This window comes from Wolbachia endosymbiont (group A) of Ancistrocerus nigricornis (genome assembly GCF_947250785.1).
Classification (GTDB): Bacteria; Pseudomonadota; Alphaproteobacteria; order Rickettsiales; family Anaplasmataceae; genus Wolbachia; species Wolbachia pipientis.
This window is the reverse complement of record NZ_OX366348.1, coordinates 166,953-192,739: the sequence shown is the minus strand read 5'-3', so window position 1 is coordinate 192,739 and position 25,787 is coordinate 166,953. Positions and strand designations below refer to the sequence as shown.

Here is a 25,787-nt window from a genome sequence, read left to right as displayed (position 1 = left end):
GATAGCAAATATAGTTAGGGATAACTTAGGCTTACCGACGATTTTAAAAACAACAAATTCGTCATTCCGTTACGTGTTAGCGGCTGAGATACCGCGAATGAATCGCGGTATAACGTTAGAGAGCTGTGCTAGCTATAGTGCATACCTGACCATAAGGTGACAAGATTTTAAAAAGGCTCTATAACAGTTTTACACATGTATGAATCTCAATGAGCAATCAGATTTTTCTAAATAGCAGGCTGGAGAATATACCTAAATTTCATTCCGCAATATTACCTAAACTTTGTGGTGGGGACAAGGTGGTGGATCTGCTGTTTTATAAGCCACTTAGTTATGTGGATAGAAGCAAGTTACTATCTGATGCTCGAGTTGGAGAATTTACAACTTTCATTGCAAAAGTTTATGAACATCAGTCGCCCACTTTTAGAGGTAGACCATATAAAATAGTCGTTGAAAGTGAGAGTCAGTATATATTCATAGTCTTTTTTAATTACTCAGTTAAGTATTTATATAAACTATTTCCAATTGGAGCGAATGTGATCATCAGTGGCAAACTCGAAAAATTTGCTGAACATTGGCAAATTACTCATCCAGATTACGTGTCGCTTGACATCAACCAATTTAAAGAAATAGCTTGCATAGAGCCAGTTTACCAATTATGCCGTGGCATTACCAATAAGCGCATTGGGAACATAATAAGCTCTAATCTAAAGGAATTGCCTGATTTACCAGAGTGGATAGATGATACATTAATCAAGCAAAAAAAATGGTTAAGTTGGAGGGAAAGCATCATAAAGTTGCACAGACCAAGCTCATTGGCGGAAGCTGAGGTTTGTAGAAAAAGGCTTGCTTATGATGAATTGTTTGCGTATCAGCTAGCGCTGAAACTTGCAAGAAAAAATCATGTGAAAGAAAGGGGAAGAGAATTTATAATATTGAGTAAATACAAAGAGCAAGTTTTAAATGAATTGTCGTTTCAATTAACAAATGATCAAACTCGTGCAATAGATGAGATCTCAGAGAGACAAAAATCCAAGTATCGCATGATAAGCTTGCTGCAAGGTGATGTTGGTAGTGGCAAAACCGTAGTTGCACTTTTTGCAATGATAAATGTGGTAGAAAACAACATGCAGGCAGCTCTAATGGCACCGACTACTATCTTGGCGGAGCAACATTATAATTGGATTGAGGAAGTTTTATCCTGTACCGATATAAAAGTTGCGCTGCTTACTGGTAAAACTTCGCGCAAGGAAAGAAAGATTATCATGAACGAACTTGCAAGTGGTGTTTTAAATATAGTGATTGGCACTCATGCACTATTTCAAGCTAAAGTTACATTTAAAAATTTAGGGCTTGCAGTCATAGACGAGCAACAGCGATTTGGAGTGATGCAGAGAAATCGCTTGGTAGGAAAAGGAGAAAATGCCGATATACTTTTCGTTACTGCAACTCCCATTCCAAGAACCTTGCAGCAAGCTATGTATGGTGATGTTGAATGTTCAATTTTGAAAGAAAAACCAAAATCCAGATTGCCAATAAAAACTGTAACTATGAACATTAGTAGGGTGCCAGATGTTATTGAAAAGCTAAAAGGTGCTATAAACAGGGGCGAAAAAGCATATTGGATTTGTCCATATATAGAAGAAAACGAAGAGACCAATATTGCTGCAGCAGAGATGCGTTTTCAGGAATTACAAAAAACATTTCTTGATAAAGTCGGGATAATACACGGAAAATTGACTCAGGAGCAGAAAGATCAAGTTATGTTTTCCTTCAAAAGGAATGAATTTTCTCTGCTTGTTGCAACCACTGTGATAGAAGTTGGTATAGATGTGCCAGATGCAACCATCATGATTATAGAAAATGCAGAGCAATTTGGGTTATCACAATTGCATCAGTTAAGAGGCAGAGTAGGGCGAGGAAACAAGCCATCTTTTTGTGTATTATTATACGATAATTTAAGTAAAAGCTCATCTTCAAAGTTAAAGATCATGTGTGAGTCACAAGATGGATTTTACATTGCTGAAAGGGATATGATGCTAAGAGGCAGTGGAGATATTTTAGGCACAAAACAATCAGGATGTATGGAATTTAAATTTGCTGATTTATATCAGGACAAAGAGCTGCTCAATCTCGCGTATAATAACGCAAAAGGCGCAATGGCTGATTTTGAATTACTGCTTGATATATTTGAATATAGGAGTAGATTACATTTTTCAAAATTTCAGTAGAAAAACCAGGTAGCCCGCAGAAACAAAAAAACTTACTTGACACCCTTCGCCAACCCCCTTATCATGAAACTGAAGCTATTGTATTTGCTTTCGCCAATCTGCAGATTAAAAGGTAAGGATTACTTAATGTATCGGCGTCTTATGTTCAATTTTTTGCAGTATATAGATACTGTATGTCTTTACAAAACTTCATCTACATCTAGATTTTTATCTAAATAAGCTGAACGCGCTTATAAAGCGTTACAAGACATCAAAAAATGCCAATACTCGACAGAGATAGTAAAAGACTAGCTAACTCGGGGATTCTTTGTCTTTTTTTCTGCTTAGTAAATTTCTTAAACATTTGCAGCGTAAGTTAGTTGCAATTAAAAGCGGCTGAATCTCGCTTGTCAAGCGTTTAAAACATAAAAAACGCCAATATTTTAAAGCGGATAATAACCACGGGGCTTCTTTTGCCTTTTTTTCATTTGGTAAATTTCTTAATGTTTATGGCTAAACGACAACCGTCATCCCGCTGCTTGTTAGCGGGATCTCTTGTTAGCGGCTGAGATACCGCGAATGAATCGCGGTATGACGTAGATTGCTGTCATTCCAGTGCTCCTTTTTTTGTCATCCAAGCAGCCTCCTATGGTGTCATCCCAGTGCCCAGACACTGGGATCCAGCATTTCATGCAATCCCATCAAGAACGTTGTATTTTACATAACACTTTTATGCTTACCAACCCAGTGTCCAATCAAAATTCCTGGATCCCAGTGGGCTTTGTTGCATCGCTCTTCGGATAGTAGGTAACGCACAATAAATTTATGAAGCTATCTCAAATTTAGCCATACCAATATCAGTGAACTTATTGAGCAAATAGCATTTAACAAGTAGTTCCTTCTCTCTATTTGTCTCAGATTTATTCCTAAAACTAAACCCGAATGTTTGTTTCAGTCGCGAGAAAAAACTTTCTATATAAGATCTTTTTCCATAACTCATCTCTTTTTTCCACTTCTTTATACTATCTTCATCATATGACTTTATGAGCTTGACTGCAGAATTTCTCTCAGCCATATAGTCTAACTTTGGATGCTCTGCTGCGTTGTTTTTCGGAGGAATTTTCGTTTTTATACCATATTGATTACACAGCTTATAGAGCTTTTCTCTGTCATATGCCCTATCTGCATATAGTACTTTTATGACATACTGAAAATCGACTTCTTTTAGCAAATCACAAGCTCCATAGTGATCAGAGTAGACACCGTTACTGTATTTTACAGCTATGGCTTTTTTGCTGTTTGTATTCAACATTACATGCAATTTTCTTGTCTGTTCATAGCTGCGATACTTTCTATCTTCGCTATTTTCTTTGCTATGACCAGGAGTGTTGTTGTATATACTAATTCCTGTACTGTCTATAGCAATTTCGATATCTTCCATATTATTTTTATCAATTCTGCAATCATTGATCTTAATATTGAGTTTCTTAAACCTTCTTGATGATTGTGAATAGCTGATAACTTGCAAATTTTTCCCAATTTGCTCAAGGTATCCTGCTATAAACCCAACTGTTTGCCTCAGGCCTATTCTAAATAAACAAGTTATTATGTGCACCAAAATTACAACTTTATCGCTATAAATATTGTTGCCACCTGGTATTTTTGGACCATTCTCGTACCACTTTTCTATGGCTTCGTTGATATAATGAAAAATATTTCCTCTTTTTTCTAGAAATTTGTTATATTCGCTATGGTTACTGACCCTCATTTTTTGTGGCATATTTTTTCTTTCAAGGTTAAATGGCTATTTTATAATGAATTTTGTCAGTAGCCACCAGATTTTTTCAGTTGCTATGCAACAAAGCCATCCCAGTGTCAAGCACTGGGATGACACCATAGGGGCACTGCCGTCATAAAGGAACCAGTGTCAGCTACTTGAATGACATCATAGGGGCGCTGGCCTGACAACCGTCATCCCGCTGCTTGTTAGCGGAATCTGCTGTGGCGACATAAACTCAAATCATTTCAAATTTCAATCCAAAGAGGTATCATTATGTCAAACAACTTCAATTTTAAAGAATTTTTTAACCACTATGAAACAAATAGTACGTCAGATGATATACAAAGGTATTATTTGCTGTGGAAATCAGTAATAGCGCAGGCAATGATTGATGCAGCAAGTCACTGCAAAAAAACAGAAAGCTTGGTAGAAAAACGTAAGGCAATTTCTTGGTTATCAGACTTTAGTCAAGATTTTGTGCACACATGTATATTGGCTGATTGTGATCCGGTATACGTAAAAAATAAAATACAGCCAACCTTAAAAAGCCTTACTAGATAAAGCCTTTTTATATACTTAATGAGGTTTACTCCTTTTACCGAAAAAAATATAATTCAATCTCCTATCTATAGTTGCCTCTATATCTTTGATTAATAGCTGCTTTATCATGTTTACTTTTCGCTTTGCATCTTGAGCTTGACGCTCATTGTTACCACTGTTATTGCTGTAATTATTCTTATCACTATAACTACTGCCACTTGGTTTGCTACTGTTACTGAACTCACTACCCTTTTTTCTTCTTGTGTTGAGTATCTGTATTATCTTTTCCTTTAAAAAGGACTTCCAGCCTGTGCCAAGTAATAATTTATAGAGAAAATGCGGAGTAAGAAACGCCACTAATATTCGAATAGAAATTCCGTAACCGAGATCTTCCCTATTTTCATAATACCACTTGCAATATTGAAACAAACGGTAAAACGCATTTTTGAAAGAGCAAAATTCTACAGCATACCAAAAACCATTGCTGAGAAACATGAGCACAATGCTGAATGTGTAAAGATACATTGTGAAGAGAAACAGTTTCACAATTATATCTTTGAGACTACCTAATATATAATTCAATAATCTTAATTTATAGAAAAGTGATATCATTTCACACCCACTTCAATATGGCTGGGGTGGAAGGATTCGAACCTTCGCGTGGCGGTATCAAAAACCGCTGCCTTACCACTTGGCTACACCCCAATACTACTTACATCAATAACACTATTAGCCCAATTAGTAAAAGATTTATTTGCTTTTTCTATGGGCATCACAGCAATAGCTGGCTGATCATAAGAATGCATTGCTTCGATTTTTTCTACAATTTTATCAACTTGATCATTCCTGCTCTTCATAATTGCCACTACTTCACAACTATTACTAATTTTACCTTCCCATAAATACAGAGAATTCACTTCGGGAAATATATTTACACATACAATTAATTTCTCGTTTAACAATTCTTCAGAAACAGTTTTAGCCTCCTCAAAATTTGAAAAAGTTGTATAAACCAAAACTAAATTATTCATTAGTAGCTACATAAATGCATTGCTACTATACTCTACCGAGATTTATTCATCAAGAGAAAATAACGCCAGCGCGTACTGTATGAACATTTGTTTGCAAAGGTAGTATGTTAAGTGTTATAGCTAGTTTGCCTCAAACGTAAAGGTGTCATCCCAGTGCCCCTGTGATGTCATTCCAGTGCTTGACACTGGAATCCAGTTTTCCATATAATCTCATCGAAAACGTTGTAACCACTTTCTATGCTAGTTTGCTTGTAAACAAGCAAACTTTCCTGGATCCCAGTGGGCTTTGTTGCATCGCTAGCTATGATGGATAAAGATAAAAAAGATAGGGAATATCAGTAGCTTATTATTCTGGTATTTATAACAAGAACGGTCAATGAATACCTAAATTTGAGTAAAAGAAATTTCACTACCATTTACCAATCCGGCTAAAATTCAAGAATTTCAATGCTTTAGCTATTTTCAATAGAATTAAATTTATTAATATAAATAACAAATTACTATTCTTAAATTTGATCAGATTGATTGCAAAAAAACAAGATTTTCAATAGGTTGCTTATAATCCTAACTATAGTTAGCCTTTCATAAGTAGCGATGCAACAAAGCCATCCCAGTGTCAGCTACTCGGATGACACCTTTCCTAGCAGAGAAATCACAATGTTCATACGGTTGTACGCATACCGCTGGGATCTAGGATTTTTCTATAGTTTAAAAACAAAAAAAGGACGTTACTCATTGAGTAACATCCTTTTGGAGAAGGTAGAAGTTTTACTTATTACACTGTTCCTGGAGTTGCTGTAGCTCTTGAGTTGACAGGTTCTGCACTAGGTTGATCTAGAGATGCGCGTCGTTTTGCCAACTTTTCTTCGAGTTCTCTATCAAATTCTTCTTTTAAAGGAAGAACTTGTTTTCTTGTTAGCGTAGAAGAACCAGAACCCATTCCACTATCAGTAGAATTACTGTGAGTGAGAGTTCTGTTACTCAAACTATCCAGGTTTTGCTCCACAATAGGATCACTGAGAACATCTTCACTGAAAGAACTTTGTCCATTTAAGTTAGTCAATGAGGCGCTTCTAGGTAGTTCTGGTGGAGCAACTGGAGTAAGCTTAGGAGTTAAGCTACTAGATGAATTGCTTCTACGGACTGTTGCAAAGTTCTGAGAATCTGAATCAGAGACAGTAGCAGTACTTTCAGTTCCTATAGAATTTAGTGAATTGCTTTTTGACAAGCTGTTAGATTGTTCAGAGCCTTTTCTTCCCAGTGAAGAGAATGATGATGACACAGACCTAGTTAAACTTTTGACAGAAGGCCTGTTAGCTTTTTTCTCTGCTCTGTCAAACATATTGCTTACGCTTGAGTACAAATGATTTTCTCTACATTCTTTAATAACCTTCTTAATTTCATCGTGATGTTCAGAGAAAACACTTTCGATGAAATAACTACCTTTAGGTAATGACCTTTGTGTTAACAAGTTATGCAAGCTTTTTTCATTTAAATTATTAATGAATTCTTTCTGTAGTTGCCATCCAGAAGTATGTTCAATCTCCCCTGATTTTGCCTTCTCTGCCATTTTTAAATCAATTTCTGACGATATTCCAGAAAGTATATTTTTCACTAACCCAGAATTATTTCCTTTATCAGCAAAAATTGCTTTCATATCATTTCTTATTTCGTCAGATTTCTTAATTGCATCTGGAGTAAACCTTTTTACCTTATCTAAATAGTCCGTCTCACCAGATGCCTTATGGAACTTATTTGCCACTCCTTCGCCTACAAAACTAGCGCCTTTTTTCAGTGAATCTACTGAATGTTCATAACCTTCTTTCACCTTATCTTTAACATGCATAGCACCATCTCTAACTTTTCCGGCAGCGTATGTTGATGCGTCCTTAACTTTCCCAGCAGTATATTTCGCCCCATCAACTGTTTTTTCTGCTGACCACTTGAGCCCTTTATATCCAGATTGAACTGCTTTTACAGCGACTTTTACAGCGAAATATAAAGCAAGACCAACTATAGCACCCGGTATAGCAAGTGTTGCACCAACTGCCAAAAGTGGTAGTACTGCCGTAAATAACCCACTTGCTGTACTTACTACAAGAATCTTATCTCCTTGTTTCATCTTAGAGAATTCTGTATCTCCTTTTAACAGGTCAGTCATTCTTTCTTTTAGCTTCTTGTGATCATTAGCAATATCTGAATTTGGTAGATTTTGCATCGTTTTATTCAAATCAAAACTATCTTCTGGTTGGTTTTGTTGAGTTCCAACAGAATTTGAATTTTTTTCATTATGTAACATTTTAAACCTCACTATTAATTAAATATATTATATTGTACACCCTCGATTCTTAAGTTAGTGTTAAATTGATTGCCAGTATTTATTTGTCTTCAAATAATTTCGCTTGACGTGTTTTGTGGTAACATAGAAAATTAGGTCAAGAAGCTGCAGCATTTATGAAGTATAGAAAAAGAACACTCATCTTTTTGGCTGTTATAACTTTAATAATAATAGCTTTACTATTTAGGTATAATTCCCATTTTCACAAAGACGTAGTGCACTTAAAGAGTGACAACAAAGAATTCAAAAAAAAGCCAGAAAATTCCATAGAGTCGACCATATTACATAGAGAAAAGGAAGTGTACGATCATGTTTTCCATCCTGATGATTAATTTGTAAATAAAATAGCAATTTATGTTTGCATTTTCTTATTAAAGAAGTAATATTAGCGTATTAATTATAGAATCAATCATTATGTTTGATGATAATAATCCTTGGAATCTGGGAAAGAAACCGGTAGGGAACAAAACTCCTAATAATGAAGATATTTTAAGTAAAGCTGTATCTGATATAAGGTTCTTTCTTAATGGATTAACCAGAAACAGGGGCAAAAAACCTTATTTCATCATTTTCATTATTTTGCTGTTCTATGCTTGCACTGGCTTTTATATTGTCCATCCTAGTGAAGAAAGTATAGAACTTACCTTTGGTAAATATTCTAATACAGAAACACCTGGTTTGCGTTATCACTTCCCCTACCCTATTGGCAAGGTTTTTAAAGTGAACGTTAAGGAAGTAAATCGTGAAGAAATTGGGGTAAGTAGTTCTTATGGGCGAGATACAGATCGCGGTGAAGGCGTGATGCTAACTGGAGATGAAAATATAGTCAACGTTAACTTCGAGGTTCAGTGGCGCGTTAGAGATGCTAAGGACTATTTATTCAAAGTGCGGGATTACAAACCCGGTTTCAGTGTTAAAAATGCTGCTGAAAGTGCCATGAGAGAAATAATAGGTAAAAATACGATCTCTTTTGCACTTGGTCAAGGCAGACCAGAAATTTCTAGAGATACTAGAATTCTATTGCAGCAGATTCTTGATGGATACCAAATGGGTATAGAGATTTTATCTGTTCAAATGAAAAAAATTGATCCACCAGAAAAAGTAATCAGTTCGTTTAGAGATGTACAAAGTGCTCGTGCAGACAAAGAGCGTACTATAAACGAAGCATATGCTTATAATAATGATATTATACCTCGAGCAAAGGGTGAAGCGATAAAGATAAAATTAGATGCACAAGCATATGAAAATGAAATAATAAATGAAGCAAAAGGTAATGCAAATCGCTTTTTATCTCTTTATGAGGAATATAGACAGAATCCTTCTCTCGTTAAGAATCGTATTTATCTTGAAACTATGGAAAATATTTTCAGTAAGGTAGACAAAGTTGTTGTAACTGATGATCTGAAAGGTATGTTTTCTTATTTACCTCTTACAAATTTAGGAAAATAACCATGAGTAGTAATATTAAAATTGTTTTTGTTTCTGTATTTGTTGTTTTATTGATTGTTTTATTTAATTCAATATTTGTTGTGCAAGAAACAAAGCAAGCGATAGTTATACAACTCGGTAAAGTTGTAAGGGATGTTAGGGAAAGTGGCTTATATTTTAAGTTGCCATTCATAAATAGTGTAGAGTTTCTTGATAAAAGAGTTTTAGATTTAAGTCCTGATAAGATCCCAAGGGAAGTGATAACAGCGGATCAAAAACGTATTATAGTAGATGCATATGCAAAATATAAAATAACAAATCCTGTTATTTTTTACCAGGCTGTGAGGAATGAATCAGGGCTGGTTAGAAGATTATATCCGGTTATAGAAGCACACATAAGAGAAAATATAGGCAGATTTTCGTTGATTAGCTTGTTGAATGAAAAAAGATCAGAGGTTATGCAATTGATTCAGCGTGGAGTTTATTCTGAAGCTGAAAAATTTGGCATAGAAATAATAGATGTAAGAATTAAGAGAGCAGACTTACCAGAAGAAAATAGTTCTGCAATATTTCGCCGTATGCAAACTGAAAGGGAAAAAGAAGCAAAAGAAATTAGAGCAGAAGGAGAGCAATCTGGGCAGGAAGTTAGATCAAAAGCTGATAAATTAAAAAGGGAAATTATCTCTAGTGCAGTAAAAGAATCGTACGAAATAAGGGGCCGTGGTTATGCTGAAGCAACTAGAATTTATAATGAGGCATTTAAGGTCGATGAAGAGTTCTTTAACTTTTATCGCTCTATGAGCGCTTACAGTAAATCATTTGCCGAAAATAATACTAAATTTGTACTTTCACCAAACAATAACTTTTTAGATATTTTAAATAAGGGGTGGAAATAGTCTATGAAAAGTAAGGTATTTATTTTATCTATATTTGCATATTTTCTAATTGCGTTTTCTTCGTATGCTAATATGTTTGATTGGAATGCAAAAAAGGTCGTTGATGCTAGCACTACTGCATGCAACTGTAATCAAGGACTTGCCGATTTAGTGGAAGAACTCATTCCTGCGGTTGTAAATATTTCAAGCGAACAAATCATCAAACAAGAAAATAACAGCAGAACTAGAGTTCCATCTATGCCAGGAAATAATTTTTTTGATGATTTTAGAGAGTTTTTTGAGCATTTTGATCAGTTTTTTATGGATAGGGGCCCTAGTGTTAACAAAGAGGTGGTGTTGCTTGGTTCTGGGTTTATTATAGATAAAGGTGGAACTATAGTAACCAATTATCACGTTATTAAAAACGCCAAAGATATCACAGTTACTATGAACGATAATACTTATTTCAAAGCAGAAGTTTTAGGCTATGATGCAAGAACTGATCTTGCTGTGCTTAAGATTAATTCTGATAAAGATCTTTCTTCTGTTGCATTTGGTGATTCTGATAAAGCAAGGGTTGGTGATACGGTTATGGCAATAGGTAACCCATTTGGTTTGGGTGGCTCTGTAAGCACAGGAATTATATCTGCAAGGTCCAGGAACATTAGTATTGGCACTATGAATGAATTTATTCAAACTGATGCTGCAATTAATAGGGGTCATTCTGGAGGACCGTTATTTGATTTAAATGGAAAAGTTATAGGTATTAATACTGCTATCTATTCTCCATCTGAGTCTGGCGGCAACGTGGGTATAGGTTTTGCCATACCATCTAATTTAGCTATGTCAATTATTGACACATTAAAAAGTGGCAAAAAAATAAAACATGGTTGGCTTGGTGTGCAAGTTCAGCCTATAACGAAAGAATTTGCTGAGTCCTTGGGTTTAAAAGATATAAAAGGCGCATTGGTTGCAAGTATAGTAAAGGATAGTCCTGCAGAAAAAGGTGGGATTAAAGTAGGTGATATATTATTAGAATTTGACGGTAAAAAAATCGATAGAATGACACAATTACCTCAAATGGTTTCAAGAGCTGGACCTGAGAAAAAAGTGCAAGTTAAGTTACTTAGAAAGAGCAAAGAGGTTAATATTAAAGTTGTGATCGGAGAATCTACAAATGATGGCCAAGATAACAATCAAGAAGAAAATAAATCAACATCTGATTATGTAACCGGTTTAACTGTTTCAAATCTGCCAAAAGAATCAAAAGAAAGTAAAAATAATGTACCTACAAAAGGTGTGATAGTTACCAATGTAGATAGTAACAGTAATGCCACGTTGCGTGGTATTAAAAAAGGAGACATTATTATCCAATTAGATGGAACCGATATAGAAAATACTAATGATTTTCAAAAACAAGTTGATTCAGCAGTAAAGAAAAACGGTAAAGATTCAATAATGTTGCTCATTTACCGCAATGGAAATCAATTCTTTACTTCGATAAAGTTGAAGAAATAGCACTCGTAGGTTATTTACTAAATTAGCAGCATTGTAAGCCTGTCACTGTAACACCTCAATCTTACAAGACAAATCAAAACTATTAAAGTCTACATTCCATTCACTAAAATACACATATGGATAATATAAATTTTCTAAAATTCATTGAACTGTGCTTTCAAACAGTGGTGCCGGGATGTGAGTATAATGATTATCAGTACATAAAAGTCATAGCAGACAGGCTGGAAGCAGCGAATGCTGGCGAAGTAAGGCGCATAATATTCAATATGCCTCCGCGTTCAATGAAGTCCATATGTATGAGTGTTGCGTGGCCCGCATGGATACTGGGAAATCAGCCAACTGCAAGAATAATAGTTGCAAGTTATTCTAAGTTGCTTAGTGAAAAACATTCGCTTGATACCAGGTGCATAATGCAATCTGATTGGTATAAAGAACTATTTCCAGAGGTAGAACTATCCAAAGACCAGAACACTAAATATAAATTCCAAACAGTGCAGAGAGGATACAGAATCGCAACATCAGTTGGAGGAACATTAACCGGTGAAGGTGGTGACTCTATTATTGTGGATGATCCGCTTAACCCTGCTCAAGCTTTGAGTGAAACATTTAGAAAACGTGCCACAAACTGGTTCGATCAGACTTTAGTAACGAGACTCAACGATAGAAAAAAAGGAGTAATTGTGCTTGTGATGCATAGGCTCCACCTGGAAGACTTAACTGGGCACCTCTTATCTAAGCCAAAAAACATATGGCATCACATTTGTTTGCCAATGATTTCTGAAAATAAGGAGGTTATTTATTCAATTAATAACCATACTGGTGTCATTCCAACCCCCCCTCCTGTCATCCCAGTGCCCAGACACTTGTATCTGGGATCTCGTTCCTTAACTTTATAGTGTAAATTATTTCAAATTGTGTCTAGCTGCAAGTATAATAATTTCCATTTATAGATAAAGTATGTTGCAAATGTTATGCCAAAGAGTATAATAAAATCTATATCAAATACTTTACAAGAAAAAGTGGGATAGAGGCAAAAGCAAATATTAATAAGGATAATTTAAGAAAAGCGCATGCTAGAGTTTGAAGAAGCAGTAAAAATAAAAAATATTATTGAAAGGATAATTTAAGAAAAGCGCATGCTAGAGTTTGAAGAAGCAGTAAAAATAAAAAATATTATTGAAAGGTTAAATAGCACATGATATAATATATATATATAGTGTAAAAATGTAAATAATTTTATTGACATCTTTACATTAATAGTTCTTAAATATTTAGTACTGTAGAATTAAATTATTCAGTTTTATGAAGGAAGTAAAGAAGTAAAAATGGTGGAAAGCTTTTCAGATAATAATAAAGATAGTAATTTTATTGAGGGGGCAAAAATAATGGAAAATTTTTCAGATAATAACGGAAACGGTAGCTCGATCTTCCAAGGAAAAATCAGGGAGCAAGATTTCTCTGCAGAGCAGAAGCTAAATGAACTAAAAGCAGCCATAGAGGAGCTCACCAGACAAGATTTGCTCGGGAGGCTCGAGTGTGAGCGTCAGGCTTCTAGTTGTATCGATGAAATATCATCTCAAGCAGAGCTACATATCGGAGAAGGTGATGATAAGGATTACTTCACTGGTGAAAGAAGAGTACTCGGAGATTTCTGGAATTTCTTTGAATCTCTCTTCAACCTTTTTGAAGTAGATGTAGATGATCCGAAAATCTACCAAATGCTCAAAGAGAAGAAAGAAAAAAATTGGCTTTTTTCGATAATTAAATTTATGTGTGACAAGCTTAAGGAGTTAATCAAGAAGATTTTTGCACGCGATTTAAGTTTCAATCAGAGGTTGGACAAAGAGATAAAAGAATTGCAGGAAAAATTAGGCAGTGGTGAGTTATCAGAAGAAGAGTTTGCAAGGGCGTTAGAAAGATTAACTGCATTGCAAGATCTGAAACTCAGGTTACAAATGGCCGTTGTCGGATGGATTGTTACAATGTTCGCAGAGATGTTTGGAGTTGAGTTGGCGGCTGCGGTAGAGGCATCTACAGAAAAAGAAGATAAAAAAGCAGAAAAAACATCATTAGAAGCAATTAAAGAAGTTCATAAAGACGTAGAAATCAAGGTAGATGAAAGAGAAAAACCTAAAGTGCCAGTTTTCCTTTTTGAAGTTTCACCAGGATTTGTAAGACCGGTTGTTCTGAGCAAACCAGAACTTGAAATTGCGTCAGATCCTTTGAAACATCTATTGCGTCTTACTGAGCTTGAAAGAAAATATCATGAAAATTCACAAAAACCAAAAGTGGAAGAAGAGAAAAAAGCGAAGCAGGAGGAACCGAAGAAAGAGGTGTGTCCACCTGCTCCAAAAACTGCAACGAATACGACGGGGACGGGGCAGAGGAGACAGGATGTTCAAGGATGCGATAGTAGTAAGGAAAGAAAGAAAAACCACGATGAAAATAATAATAAGCAAGCTCCAAACCAACCTACTCAAGGCTCTGTTCCTAACGGAAAAGCTTCGAACCAACCTATCCCAAAATCTATGTCTGACAGAAAGGCTTCAGAGCAATTTGTTAAAAATCCTGTTGCTGATCGTGAATATGATCTTACAGTTGGTTTTTGGAATGGTCCTGAGAATGAAGGTTCTGTGAGTAATGCTCAACCACCAAAAGAATTGACTAATGATGTAAAAGTTGAGAAATGTGCAGAAGGTCAGTCAGTAGGAAAGACACCATAGTGGGGATAGCTAATACTTAGATGACAAAAAAGGGTGTCATTCCAGTACTGGAATCCAGGGGCATATAGATAGATGTCGACAGTTCGTCATTCCGCTACGTGTTAGCGGAATCTATGCTTGAGATACCGCGAATGAATCGCGGTATGACGTAGGGAACTTAGGGTTGCCGATGACTTGTCATTCCAGCGCGTGACGCTGGAATCTTGAAATTTGTGTTTTATGAAAAAGAGTGAATAAAATTTTTTGAAAAAAAATATAAAAAAGTGCTTGCACTTAATTTTATTTTTAGTATATTAATTGGATAATATTTTTACTGGAGGGTAATATGCCGAATGATAATGGTAAGGAAAGTTTTAAGGGAGAAAAAGAGTGGGATCTCCGGAACAAGGGGCTAGGTGGTGGAATAGTGACGCATGTTAAAGGAGCAAGGATTGATGATCATCGTGATGCACTTAAGGACGTGCGAGAGAAGCTACGTCAGCCTAGCAGTTCTATGAGCGGGTCAAGCTCTAGTGGAGTTGGTAGCGGTAATAAAAGGTAGTAATAAAAAATAGTTGTTGTAATTTAAAAATGGGGAGCTTGGTATGCCTAATATAGAAACAGTAAGGGCGTTGATCAACGCTTTTAATGTACATAATTATTTTTCTAATGCAGTTAAAACTAATTTTAAGCTGCAAAGCGAGGGCAAGAAGAACTATATCGTAGTCTCATTTGATAAGAGTATGGATACGTATCAGTGTAGAAGATATCTGGACAGTATAAAAAGGAAGATAATACGTGAATTCTACGGCATTGAGGAAAGTAATGATGCAGAAATATTGGATACAGCTAAGCTAATTTTTGATGTTAATTCTTTTCCGTTTGATATCAATGATAGAGACTGGTCTTGGGATAAACAGCATGGGTTTAAGTTTGTAACACCTGTAGATAAAGGTGTAATTTTTAATCTAAAGTCTCACTTAGCTTCTTCACTTAAAAAAGATGTTCTAGAAGGTATGCCAACTTGTAGCATATTCACTAATGCATTTGACAAGGAAAAATATTTATGGTGCGGTGAATTTGATAATGAAGAATTAAGTCAGCAATTTAAGAGTAACTTTTTATCAAGGATGAGAGAAAAATATAAAAATGTTCCTAAGAGCCCTCTGAAGGTTGAAGGTAATGATGTATATATCAAAGATGTTTTTGATGACGCTCGTTTTATTGATAGTGTAACACGGTATAAGGCATGGCTTACAGGTATGGACCTTGGAGTTGGCAATGATGTTGATCATAGTGTGAAGTCATTTAAAAATATGATAATAAGATCTACTTATTCGGTGACAAAAGTGATGGTAGATGGTTTTATACTTGCTCCTCCTTTAAATCGGAGAGTAGTTTCAATTCTTACACCTATTACACAAAATGGTAAGGGGATTAAATTGTTAACAAAAGAAGAGGTACGTGCTATAAATCGTGCATTTAATCATGCTGTACTTGATGATATTAGTGGTAGAACTCAAGCAAAATTATCAGTGAATGGAAGCAGTGGAATATATGGCATAGACTTTTCCAATCCGTACATTTCTCACTGTGTGATAACCAAAATAATAAAAAACTCTGTAATCAACAAAGACCATGAACTGGCCATTGACCCTGAGCTTCGTTTTCGAGCATTGTCGCGATCACCATCGACTGAACTGTCAGATATGAAATGGGAGTCTTCCACGCGGAGTCAGGGTGGAGTAAAGGATTCTCCCAGGCAAGGATCAGAAAGAGAGAAAGAAACAGAGCCTTTTCGGGGGGTGATGGGGGAAGAGATAGGTCAGGCTAGTACTTCTTCTCAGCAAACGGACATGCCATCCAGTTCATACACGTACATAGATAAACAAGATGAAAGTATGCCAGAGGGTTCGTACTTTTTGCCATCAACGTTAACTTCTTTTCCACGTTTTACAATTCTTCCAGTTGATTACACAACACCGACGGAACCAATTCTACTTACGACAGAGAATGATCAAAAGTCCTCAAGTCTTGAGTTTTCTCCACGTTCTCCATGTTTGAAAGATGTGAACATTTTGGGTATGAAATCTGAAGAACATGATAAAAGCGAGCAAGGGGCTTGCTCACAGGTGGGTGTGAGAGCATTGGAAGGTGATCAGGCAGATGATGAAAGTATGATAATAAAGACTCAGGTTCAGGAAGTGAGCTATAGGCCATCATTGACTCCTTTGCTTGCAGCATGGGATAATTCAACATTCTTAAATCTTGAGGTTTCTAATGAGGAATCTGAAAAACAGCAAGTTACTGATAAAAGTGATCGAAAAAGTAGTAATGAGTGTTTTAAAGCGAAGCCACAAAAGAATGAATCTTCGGAGGAACATGGGGGTTGTGTTCAAAAAATGAAAAAATGGCTCTCTTCAGCTTTTAGTAAGCAATATGACGTAAACCTTAAGCTACATGATGAAGGGCGTGGTACAACGCGAAGTACTCCTGAAACTTCTGTAACTAAAAAATTATCTTTGTATAGATTATTTTCTTCATTGTCAGATGTAGTAAGAGCAGAAAATAATTCACCCTCAAAAGAGACTTCTCATGTAAGTTCTCTAGATGGTGATCCAGGCCCGTCACAAGGTACTATTTCGGGGAAAGGGGAGGTACTACCTGTAGAGTATAGATCTGATAACTCTAGTTCTAAAACAGCAGTTGATAGAGGTGGTGGTTTTTGTTCTACGGGTTCTCCTGCTGCGCAACATAAGGGAAGTGTCTCTTCAGAGCTTAAACATCTGCAACAGGTAAAGAATATATCAGAAGCTTTGAGGAAATAAATTTAGGTTTTTAGATATATCTTAACCATCTAAATGGTTTATTAGGGTTGGGGCCAAAGTCCCTGACCCTGAAAGCACTGGTGTTAGTTTTTCTCATCCATTGCAGATATTGCGCGGTACTAAATGTTTAAAAAGTATTAATATAAAGATATCAATAAAATTATTTACACTTTCATGCTATGCCCATAGCATCATATATTACTTAACCTTACAATAATTTTTTTATTCTTGCTGCTTCTTCAAACTCCAAATTTTTAGCATGCTCTATCATTTGCTTTCTCAAATCATCCTTATTAGTATTTACTTTCGGTTCTGCTATTGCCCTCTCTTGTAAGGTGTTTGATATAGGTTTTATTATAGTCTTCGGGATAATATTGTGCAATATATTATGTTCTTCTTGTTTTTTTCTTCTTCTTTCGGTCTCTCTTAATGCACGGTCCAGAGAACCAGTGATTTTATCTGCATACAAAATTACTCTACCTTCAGCATTACGCGCAGCACGACCGATCGTTTGAATTAATGAAGTTTCCGATCGCAAAAATCCTTCTTTATCAGCATCCAAAATTGCAACCAACCCACACTCTGGAATATCAAGACCTTCCCTCAGCAAGTTAACACCTACTAAAACATCGATTTCTTTAGATCTCAATTTGTATATAATTTCTATTCTCTCCAGCGCAGCAATATCAGAATGCAAATAACTCACTCTCATATTCAATTCACTCATATATTCAGCTAAATTTTCAGCCATTTTTTTCGTCAATGTAGTGATTAAAACACAAAATCCCTTCCCTATTGTCACTTGTGCCTCATGAATTACATCATCAATTTGACTCTCTATTGGTTTTACAATGCAGATTGGGTCTATAAGCCCTGTTGGACGGATAACTTGCTCTATAAATACATTACTGGTCTTTGCCAACTCATACTTTCCGGGAGTGGCTGAAATGTAAACAGTCTGCGGCCTAACTCCCTCCCACTCTTCAAATTTTAATGGACGATTATCAAAAGCGGAAGGGAGCCTGAAGCCATAGTCGATCAATTTCTTTTTACGCGCCTCATTACCACTATACATCGCACCAACCTGAGGAACGGTGACATGACTCTCATCAACAAATAAAATTACGTCTTTGGGTAAATATTCAAACAAAGTAGGCGGTGGATCCCCAGCTTCCATTCCATAGAGATAACGCGAATAATTTTCAATACCTTTACATATTCCTGTTGTTCTCATCATTTCGATATCAAAATTAGTGCGTTGCTCGAGGCGCTTTGCTTCAACAATTTTTTTCTGTGAATAGTAATAATCCAAGCGTTCATGCAGCTCTTTTTTGACTAGTTCAATTGCCTGCAACAAAGCCTCACGCGGGGTTATGTAATAGCTATTTGGAAAAATGGTGATTTTATTTACGCCTTTGGTAACATTGCCCGTTATAGCATCAACTTCAGAAATTTCTTCTATTTCATCGCCAAATAACGATAAACGCCAAGCTTTATTTTCATAATGGGAAGGAAATATATCAACAATATCGCCGCGCACTCTGAAATATCCTCTCTCAAACCTGGCATCAGAGCGCTTGTATTGAAGATCAGTTAAGTTGCTCAGGAAATCATTAATACGAATTTTATTTCCAACACTAAGCGGTATGATCATGCTGCGGTAGCTCTCAGGCGAACCAAGACCGTATATGCAGGAAACACTGGCAACTACGATCGTATCCCTGCGCTCCAAAAGGGAGCAGACGGTGGAATAACGCAGCATCTCAATTCTTTCGTTAATTGCAGAATCTTTTTCGATATAAGTATCAGTTTGTGGTAAATAGGCTTCAGGTTGATAATAATCATAATAAGAAATGAAGTATTCAACAGCATTATGGGGAAACAATCCTTTCATTTCCTCATAAAGCTGTGCTGCTAAAGTTTTATTGTGTGCCATAATTAATGCAGGCCTGTTTGTCCTTGCAATAACATTTGCCATAGTAAAAGTTTTCCCAGAACCAGTAACTCCAAGCAAAACCTGATCTCTTTTATTGCTATTTAGCCCTGCAATTAAGCTATCGATTGCCTGTGGTTGATCCCCAGCCGGTTGAAAATGTGTAGCGATTTGAAATTCCATAGACTTTACTTACTATCTTTGATTCATTGTATAGTAAACACTATATTGCTTTTAAGATAAGTTGTATAGCTATCGTAAAGCCATAAAACATTAACCAACAATGTCATGCAAGTAGCTGACACTGGAATCTTGTTTCAATGTTAAACAAAATACCATAGAATTCAAGAAGACAATTCCTAAAAAATCCCTACATCCAAAAAAAGGCAAAATGCTGCTTGAATAAGCTAAATTTTTTTAGATGCAAAAACAATAAAACATAGTTGATACTAAAGTTATAGTACTCCTATGACAACGTTACAAAAATTAAGGAAATGGATAGCTCTGATCAATTGGAATAGTATTTTCAGGTACCGGTGGTCAATATGACATTTTTAAAATAAAGATTTAGAACCTGTTTAAAATCTTCTCAATAGAAGAGAAATGAAGGAAAGAACGACCATTTGTAGGCTAGTGTTAAGTTTTCGCTCGCAATTTTTCCACAATCGTCTGCATTTTTCTAACCAAGCGAAAGATCGCTCTACAACCCATCTTTGTGGCAATACAGCAAAGGAATGTAATTCACTTCGTTTTATTACTTCTACAGTTGCTCCAATAATCGTTTTTATTTGAGTTGCAAAATTTTCTCCTGTATAACCTGCATCAACCAGTATATTTTTAACTTCCGAGAGGTTTTCTTTTGCGCTTTCAACCATTCTCACAGCACTGCTAACCCCAGTTGTAAATTAGAAAAAATAGAAAAGGTAAGGAAATAGGGTAAACTCCGAGGTATTTGATATTCATTCCTAAAATAGGAGGTTACCAATGAAAGAGAAAGTAACAGAAATCTTTTGTATAGTCGATGATTTTTGCAATACAGTCGATGAAAATTTTGCAGAAAAACTTCTACCAAGTGGCAAAAAACCAACCAGGACGCCAGAGATTACGCATTCAGAGATTTTTACCATAATATTGCTATATCAAGTGCGACAATTTTAAAATTTTCTATGTGCATTATTTGAAATTATTATACGAATCAGCGTTTCCAAAATTGCCATCCTATAGTAGGTTTATCAGGCTAAAATCGCGGGTTTTATGGTATTTAGCGCTCTTAATGCAATGGTTTTGCGAACAGTCAAAAGTGACAGGGATTTCGTACATAATCTATCGCTGTTTGCCATCCAAAAAGGACCTCGAGAAACAAAGTTTTCAAAGGGTTGGCAAAGATTGGAAAGACTACTTATGGGTGGTTTTTCGGTACATCTAGTAATCAATGAAACTGGCGAAATTCAAGGGGTTACGGTGATAAAAGGCAACGTTGATACCTGTGCCAAATTTAACTAAGAAATTGACTGGATTATTGTTTGGAGATAAAGGATATATCAAAAAAGATCTTTTTCACGAATTATTCGATAGAGGGTTAAAGCTTGTAACCAGTATAAAAAAGGGTATGAAAAACTCATTAATGGCGCTAAATGAGAAGATTTTGTTAAGAAAAAGATCGATTATTGAGACAGTTTTTGGCTCTCTGAAAAACAAATTTGAGATTGAGCATACTCGCCACAGATCACCGATAAATTTTTTGGTACACATTTTTTCTACGCTTGTTTCATATTCCATGCAGCCGCTGCATTTCTAAGCTTTACTTCGTTGGCTAATCCGCAACTGGGGTATATAGGGTTGACACCAAGGCAATATTCTTCTGGAGAAGTTGATCGGCATGGCAGCATATCAAAGATGGGACCAGCGGAATGTAGAAGTATGTTATATGAAGCTGCACAAACAATGCTTACAGTTACCAAGAGGACATTTAAATTAAAAAACTGTGGTTGCGAAGAAAAAAGGAATGAAAAAAGCAATTGTAGCAGTAGCAAGAAAATTAGCTGTAATTATTCATAGGATGTTGGTTGATAAAACAGAATTTTATTATCAATAAACATCAAAAGAGCATAGGACAATAATTTTATTGAAAATAAAGATAGCAATGCCGATGGAAGGGACAAGCAAGAACTTAGTTAGACTTCGTGGTAAACATGTTGCCGTCCACTTCCGCCTAACAAGTATAATGCGGCTTGACAAATTTATTGTCATCTCAGACCGCGGAGAGAACCATATGCTACTTTTAACTTATGTAAAATTACCAAGGATTATGGAGAAGATATGCTGTTTTGATTTGTGTGAAAATTATTGTTGACTTATGTGCAATTAGAGAACCTAAGTCACTTTAGCTATATATAAAAGGTTTAAGTGGTTGTATTGATGTATCTTTGTATTAAAAAACACCCAATAAGCAGAGTTGTAAGTGGAATAAACCACAAAATGTAAGTGCTAGATTTTATAGGCGGTACGATTATAATTGAATTGCCGTAAGAATTTTTTAACTCTGAGATTATCTCTTCATCTGTGTATCCATCATTGATTTTTTTACGAATTGCTTCTCGCATATCATACGCGATCTGAGATCCAGATTCAGACAATGATTCGCCAGAACATATTGGACACCTTATTATTTCAAATAAACTTGTTGCTCGTTTTTCCATGCTTTTATCTCTGAGTTTATTATCCAGAGTAAAAGCATTTACGCCTGAGTGAAATATCAATATGAAAAGTAAACTAACTACTGCTCTCATCCTTGGTTAATTGGGTTGAGTTGGTTCATAAAATCAGTGATGGATAACTTTCCAATAAAGCTTGACCCTACATCATCATCGTACTTTATTGAAAATTGAACGCTGTCATCAGTTGTTTTTTCCGATAAGGAAGATATTAATTTTTCGAACGCATCTGAAATTTTTGAGTCATCAGTCATAACCGAGATTAATTCTTTATAATTTGATATGGCCACGTTAATCTTGTCTTGAAATGAAGACGTAACCAAATTGTAATTTTGCACTCCACCATCTGCAGCAAGAGAAAAATTATTACTTTGAATTAAAAATTTTTCTATATTGAAATTAATTCTGGAAGCTGAGATGTGGTTTACAAATTCAAAATCAAATTTAGTGTTGATACAACTTTCAGGACTTGCAGTACTTTTATACCGATAAGTATAAAAATCAAATCCTAGCTTAATATTTCCATTCAGTTCTTTATTGAGATGAAATTGAATGTAATTACTTTTATCATTCACCTCGGTTATAACACTTTGCTGATTTTCTGAAACATCACATTGTAATCCATAATCTTCGTAACGAAGTGTATCTATATAGTCTATTATTGTACTATTTCTATCAAACCTTAGCGAAGATGGTAAATCATTTAGTCTAACAACAAAGTGGCTGCTATCGTTTGTGTGGCATTTTATATTCTTTTTCTCATCACCATGAACAGTAATATCAACTTCATTACTTGGTGTATAAATATATACTGATTTATCAAATAATCTATTTTTTATCAATAAAGCATCAGATGAGATGGTTAATTGCTCATTGGAAAATTTTGGGTTTGTCACACGAAAAATTAGGTTAGAAGGAAATCCACTAAAATCATGTGAAATATCAAATTTTTCGTCGTTAATGTATAGTATTGTTTCAGCTAAAAGATTTTTTACCTTACATGCAGAAAAATACCAAAAACCACTATACGCTACAGGAATAAACAAAAGTAAAGAGATGATAATATAGATAAAAATCTTACGCATAGCTAATCACTCCCCTGTTTATCCAATGATATATTTCTTGTACCCCTTGGTATGGTTACACACAAGCCGTCGATATCTTTTGTGATTTTTATTTGGCACCCAAGTCTTGATGTCTCTGTTAAGCCGAAAGCTAGGTCTAACATATCATTTTCCTCATCAGATATGGGATTATGCGTTTCTACAGCATCATAAGATTTTGGATCAACAATCACGTGGCATGTAGAACAAGCAAGAGAGCCTTCACATGCACCTTCAAGCAGATCTGGATCACTTCTATGGGCTAAATTGAGCAGAGTTTCTCCCTCTGCAGCTTCATAGCTTTTCTTACTCCCATCAGGTAAAATAAAAGTAACAGATGGCATATTATTCCTATTAAAATCCTTACTAATTTCTCTATATCCTACAGGTAATAACTAATATTTGCAAACTCTTTACAATTCCAGTGCCTATTTTTTGTTATCCAAGTAGCCGACACTGGTTTCCAGAAAAAAGGGTGTTATGCAAGTAGCTGACACTGGTTTCCATCCAAGACGGCAGTGCCCTCTTCTTGTCATCCTAGTGCCTTCTTCTTGTCATCCCAGTGCCCAGACACTGGGATCCAGGAATTTTATTAAGTTAGTAAGCATAAAAGTATAGCTAACGCGAGCTCTACGTCATACCGCCGCGGTATCTCTAGATCCCGCTAACACGTAGCGGGATGACGGTTGTTGTTTAGCTACAAACGTTAAGAAATTTACTAAGCGAAAAAAAAGGCAAAAGAAGCCCCGTGGTTGGCTAATTACTTACATTATACTTTCAAGTATGGCGTTTTTTTATTCTAAACGTTTAATAACCGCGATTCAGTTGCTTTTAAGCCGCAACTAATCTAAATTATAAACATTAAGAAATTTACTAAACAGAAAAAAAGGCAAAAGAAACCCTAGGGTAGCTAGTTATTCACTATCCATTTTTTAAATCGGCGTTTTTTGATGTTTTAAATGCTTTATAAGCGCATTTCAGCTTATATTAGGTAAAAACCTAGAAATTTTATAAAGACATAAGGTGCACATAGTGCAAAAAATTAAACATGGGACGCCAGATACGTGAGTTTTTTTGTCATTTAATCTGTACAGAGAAGATAAATAAATAGCTTCAGTTTCATGATAAGGGGGCTGGCGGAGTTTGTCAAGTAAGTTTTTTGTTTCTATTGAATGACAGTTGTAACCTACGAAAGAAGTCTGTTGTAATTTGTACGATATCTTTATAAAATGGTTCGCATAAGTTATCTAGCAGTGCAACTAAACAAATACAAAAATCAAAACGTCGCGGTTTTTGGTCTTGGTAAAACTGGTTTATCCGCCATTAACGCTCTAACAAAGAGTGGTGCAAGAATATATGCATGGGATGATCATGAAGAGCAAATAGCAAATGCAAAAATGATGTATAAAAAATGTAATTTTATTCATCCCAAGGAATACAATTGGCATGAGATCAGTGCATTGGTTTTAAGCCCTGGAGTGCCAACAGAGCCACATTGGATAGTAAAACTTGCAAGGAGATTTGATTGCAAAATAAAATCAGACATTGAGCTATTTCTTGAAGCTAAAACTACGAACCAGAAGGTAATAGGCGTCACAGGAACAAATGGTAAATCAACCACTACATCACTAATAGGGCACATATTAAAATCTGCAGGGAAAAAAGTAGCTATTGGTGGAAATTTAGGCGTTCCTGTTTTGGATCTAGAAAGAGATGCAGAAATTTATGTAATCGAACTCTCCTCTTTTCAATTGGAGTTGATGAATGAAATTAACGTGGACATTTCAGCACTGCTCAATATTACACCAGATCACATAGATAGGCATGGAAGTATGGAGAACTACATAGCAACTAAATTAAAACTGATAAACGGTAGTGAGGTTGCCGTAATAGGATGTGACAATGAGATTACTGCTGATATATTCAACAAATTCACTGGAGACAAAATTCCAATCTCAGTAACATATTCCCCGATGTCATTCCAGCGCGTGACGCTGGAATCCAGAAAAGAAAAACCATTGCCAACTACTCAGATGACAGAGGGTGGTGCAAGAGATCTAATATCATTGGCAGGTAACAATTTGCTTGATTATAGTGAACAGATTACTGGTATAGATCGAAATTATCTGGATCCCAGTGTCAGCTACTTGGATGACAAAAGGGGCACTGGGATCCAGAAGATCTCGTTAAAACTAGAGAATCATAGCTTATCAGTAAGCGACGTGAAAATAAACCTAATATCCAACGCAGAAAACATAGCAGCCACATATGCCGTATGTAAGGTACTTGGAGTAGATAGCAACACTATTATCAATGGAATCAAGTCCTTTTCAGGACTGAGGCATAGGAATGAACTGCTTGGCAAAATAAGAAATGTGTTTTTCGTGAACGATAGCAAAGCAACTAATGCAAAATCGAGCGAAAAGGCGATCTTATCTTATGAAAACATAAATTGGATCGCTGGTGGAAGAAGCAAAAAAGGTGGAATAGAATCATTAAGCAAGCATTTTACAAGGGTTAGAAAAGCTTTTCTTATTGGAGAATCAACCGAAGCTTTTGCAAATGTTATGGAGAATAAAGTAGATTATGTTAAATGTTGCAATCTAGAAGATGCATTCAGATTGGCTTTTGAAGAGGCCTTAAATAGCGCAGAAGAAGTAACAATATTACTTTCTCCCGCGTGTGCTTCTTTTGATCAATGGAAAAATTTCGAGGAACGTGGTGAAGCATTTTGTAGAATGTTTGAAAATCTCAGGTACAATCACACATGCTGTTTAGTATGATGTT

Annotated in this window: 21 protein-coding genes, 1 tRNA gene and 3 pseudogenes; 15 read left to right on the top strand and 10 right to left on the bottom strand. The window is 35.7% G+C overall.

What is annotated here, in order from left to right:
• Nucleotides 1-209 precede the first annotated feature (209 nt).
• A complete protein-coding gene (gene recG, locus OOK90_RS00960) occupies nt 210-2,231 on the top strand; it encodes an ATP-dependent DNA helicase RecG (RefSeq protein ID WP_264705973.1) in 2,022 nt (673 codons plus the stop codon).
• Nucleotides 2,232-2,825: 594 nt separating this feature from the next.
• On the top strand, nt 2,826-3,014 hold the full coding sequence (locus tag OOK90_RS00955) for a hypothetical protein (protein ID WP_264705972.1): 189 nt from the start codon (nt 2,826-2,828) through the stop codon (nt 3,012-3,014).
• Between the two features lie 19 nt (nt 3,015-3,033).
• On the opposite strand, the gene OOK90_RS00950 is transcribed toward OOK90_RS00955, so the two are convergent.
• Complete coding sequence (locus OOK90_RS00950) at nt 3,034-3,990, bottom strand: IS5 family transposase (protein WP_209472359.1); 957 nt, start codon at nt 3,988-3,990, stop codon at nt 3,034-3,036.
• 273 nt (nt 3,991-4,263) lie between these two features.
• Here OOK90_RS00950 and OOK90_RS00945 point away from each other — a divergent pair, with 273 nt between their 5' ends.
• Complete coding sequence (locus OOK90_RS00945) at nt 4,264-4,551, top strand: hypothetical protein (protein WP_007549783.1); 288 nt, start codon at nt 4,264-4,266, stop codon at nt 4,549-4,551.
• A 15-nt stretch (nt 4,552-4,566) separates the two neighbouring features.
• Here OOK90_RS00945 and OOK90_RS00940 read toward each other — a convergent pair whose 3' ends face one another.
• The 4 genes from OOK90_RS00940 to walE1 form a co-directional block, all read right to left on the bottom strand.
• Nucleotides 4,567-5,025, bottom strand: a complete 459-nt coding sequence (locus tag OOK90_RS00940) for a hypothetical protein (protein ID WP_022626355.1) — start codon at nt 5,023-5,025, stop codon at nt 4,567-4,569.
• A 135-nt stretch (nt 5,026-5,160) separates the two neighbouring features.
• Nucleotides 5,161-5,235: transfer RNA gene (locus tag OOK90_RS00935), tRNA-Gln, on the bottom strand.
• Nucleotides 5,226-5,561, bottom strand: a complete 336-nt coding sequence (cutA, locus tag OOK90_RS00930) for a divalent-cation tolerance protein CutA (protein ID WP_006279213.1) — start codon at nt 5,559-5,561, stop codon at nt 5,226-5,228. Before cutA ends, OOK90_RS00935 begins: the two co-directional genes overlap by 10 nt.
• A 775-nt stretch (nt 5,562-6,336) precedes the next feature.
• Complete coding sequence (gene walE1, locus OOK90_RS00925; protein WP_264705971.1) at nt 6,337-7,860, bottom strand: actin bundler; 1,524 nt, start codon at nt 7,858-7,860, stop codon at nt 6,337-6,339.
• A gap of 155 nt (nt 7,861-8,015) precedes the next feature.
• Here walE1 and OOK90_RS00920 point away from each other — a divergent pair, with 155 nt between their 5' ends.
• The 8 genes and pseudogenes from OOK90_RS00920 to OOK90_RS00885 all read left to right on the top strand — a co-directional run bounded on the left by OOK90_RS00920 (nt 8,016) and on the right by OOK90_RS00885 (nt 17,250).
• Nucleotides 8,016-8,231 carry a hypothetical protein gene (locus OOK90_RS00920; protein ID WP_006279848.1) on the top strand — a complete coding sequence of 72 codons (216 nt, stop codon included), beginning with the start codon at nt 8,016-8,018 and terminating at the stop codon, nt 8,229-8,231.
• Nucleotides 8,232-8,313: 82 nt separating this feature from the next.
• On the top strand, nt 8,314-9,348 hold the full coding sequence (hflK, locus tag OOK90_RS00915) for an FtsH protease activity modulator HflK (RefSeq protein ID WP_010962866.1): 1,035 nt from the start codon (nt 8,314-8,316) through the stop codon (nt 9,346-9,348).
• Between the two features lie 2 nt (nt 9,349-9,350).
• Nucleotides 9,351-10,223 (top strand): protease modulator HflC, encoded by an 873-nt coding sequence (gene hflC / locus OOK90_RS00910; protein ID WP_264705968.1) that lies wholly within the window; start codon nt 9,351-9,353, stop codon nt 10,221-10,223.
• 3 nt (nt 10,224-10,226) lie between these two features.
• Nucleotides 10,227-11,720 carry a DegQ family serine endoprotease gene (locus OOK90_RS00905; protein WP_264705967.1) on the top strand — a complete coding sequence of 498 codons (1,494 nt, stop codon included), beginning with the start codon at nt 10,227-10,229 and terminating at the stop codon, nt 11,718-11,720.
• Between the two features lie 116 nt (nt 11,721-11,836).
• Nucleotides 11,837-12,574, top strand: a pseudogene (locus OOK90_RS00900) (hypothetical protein); the annotation flags it as partial.
• Between the two features lie 471 nt (nt 12,575-13,045).
• Nucleotides 13,046-14,443, top strand: a complete 1,398-nt coding sequence (locus OOK90_RS00895) for a hypothetical protein (protein ID WP_264705965.1) — start codon at nt 13,046-13,048, stop codon at nt 14,441-14,443.
• 325 nt (nt 14,444-14,768) lie between these two features.
• The gene (locus OOK90_RS00890) at nt 14,769-14,984 is read left to right on the top strand and encodes a hypothetical protein (protein WP_209472615.1); all 216 of its coding nucleotides are present in this window, start codon (nt 14,769-14,771) and stop codon (nt 14,982-14,984) included.
• A 43-nt stretch (nt 14,985-15,027) separates the two neighbouring features.
• The gene (locus OOK90_RS00885; RefSeq protein WP_264705963.1) at nt 15,028-17,250 is read left to right on the top strand and encodes a hypothetical protein; all 2,223 of its coding nucleotides are present in this window, start codon (nt 15,028-15,030) and stop codon (nt 17,248-17,250) included.
• A 208-nt stretch (nt 17,251-17,458) separates the two neighbouring features.
• On the opposite strand, the gene uvrB is transcribed toward OOK90_RS00885, so the two are convergent.
• Together uvrB and OOK90_RS00875 are read right to left on the bottom strand one after the other, a co-directional pair.
• Nucleotides 17,459-19,366, bottom strand: coding sequence for an excinuclease ABC subunit UvrB (gene uvrB / locus OOK90_RS00880; protein WP_264705962.1), 1,908 nt, complete (start codon nt 19,364-19,366; stop codon nt 17,459-17,461).
• A 395-nt stretch (nt 19,367-19,761) separates the two neighbouring features.
• Nucleotides 19,762-20,034, bottom strand: a pseudogene (locus tag OOK90_RS00875) (transposase); the annotation flags it as partial.
• A 133-nt stretch (nt 20,035-20,167) separates the two neighbouring features.
• Here OOK90_RS00875 and OOK90_RS00870 point away from each other — a divergent pair.
• Nucleotides 20,168-21,000: pseudogene (locus OOK90_RS00870) on the top strand (IS982 family transposase).
• Nucleotides 20,993-21,241 (top strand): transposase, encoded by a 249-nt coding sequence (locus OOK90_RS00865; RefSeq protein ID WP_264705960.1) that lies wholly within the window; start codon nt 20,993-20,995, stop codon nt 21,239-21,241. Before OOK90_RS00870 ends, OOK90_RS00865 begins: the two are co-directional and overlap by 8 nt.
• A gap of 344 nt (nt 21,242-21,585) precedes the next feature.
• Here OOK90_RS00865 and OOK90_RS00860 read toward each other — a convergent pair whose 3' ends face one another.
• Genes OOK90_RS00860 through OOK90_RS00850 form a run of 3 tightly spaced genes read right to left on the bottom strand, consistent with a single transcriptional unit; the run spans nt 21,586 to nt 23,344 of the window.
• Nucleotides 21,586-21,972 (bottom strand): cytochrome c-type biogenesis protein, encoded by a 387-nt coding sequence (locus OOK90_RS00860; RefSeq protein ID WP_015589263.1) that lies wholly within the window; start codon nt 21,970-21,972, stop codon nt 21,586-21,588.
• Entirely contained in the window at nt 21,969-22,982 is a 1,014-nt protein-coding gene (locus tag OOK90_RS00855) for a hypothetical protein (RefSeq protein WP_264705958.1), read from the bottom strand. The genes OOK90_RS00860 and OOK90_RS00855 overlap by 4 nt, the downstream gene beginning before the upstream one ends.
• A gap of 2 nt (nt 22,983-22,984) precedes the next feature.
• On the bottom strand, nt 22,985-23,344 hold the full coding sequence (locus tag OOK90_RS00850) for a ferredoxin family 2Fe-2S iron-sulfur cluster binding protein (RefSeq protein WP_155969176.1): 360 nt from the start codon (nt 23,342-23,344) through the stop codon (nt 22,985-22,987).
• 136 nt (nt 23,345-23,480) lie between these two features.
• Between OOK90_RS00850 and OOK90_RS00845 the strand changes: the two genes are divergently transcribed.
• Both OOK90_RS00845 and OOK90_RS00840 read left to right on the top strand, forming a co-directional pair.
• Complete coding sequence (locus tag OOK90_RS00845) at nt 23,481-23,618, top strand: hypothetical protein (RefSeq protein ID WP_010962879.1); 138 nt, start codon at nt 23,481-23,483, stop codon at nt 23,616-23,618.
• Between the two features lie 611 nt (nt 23,619-24,229).
• Entirely contained in the window at nt 24,230-25,783 is a 1,554-nt protein-coding gene (locus OOK90_RS00840; RefSeq protein WP_007549232.1) for a Mur ligase family protein, read from the top strand.
• Nucleotides 25,784-25,787: the final 4 nt, after the last annotated feature.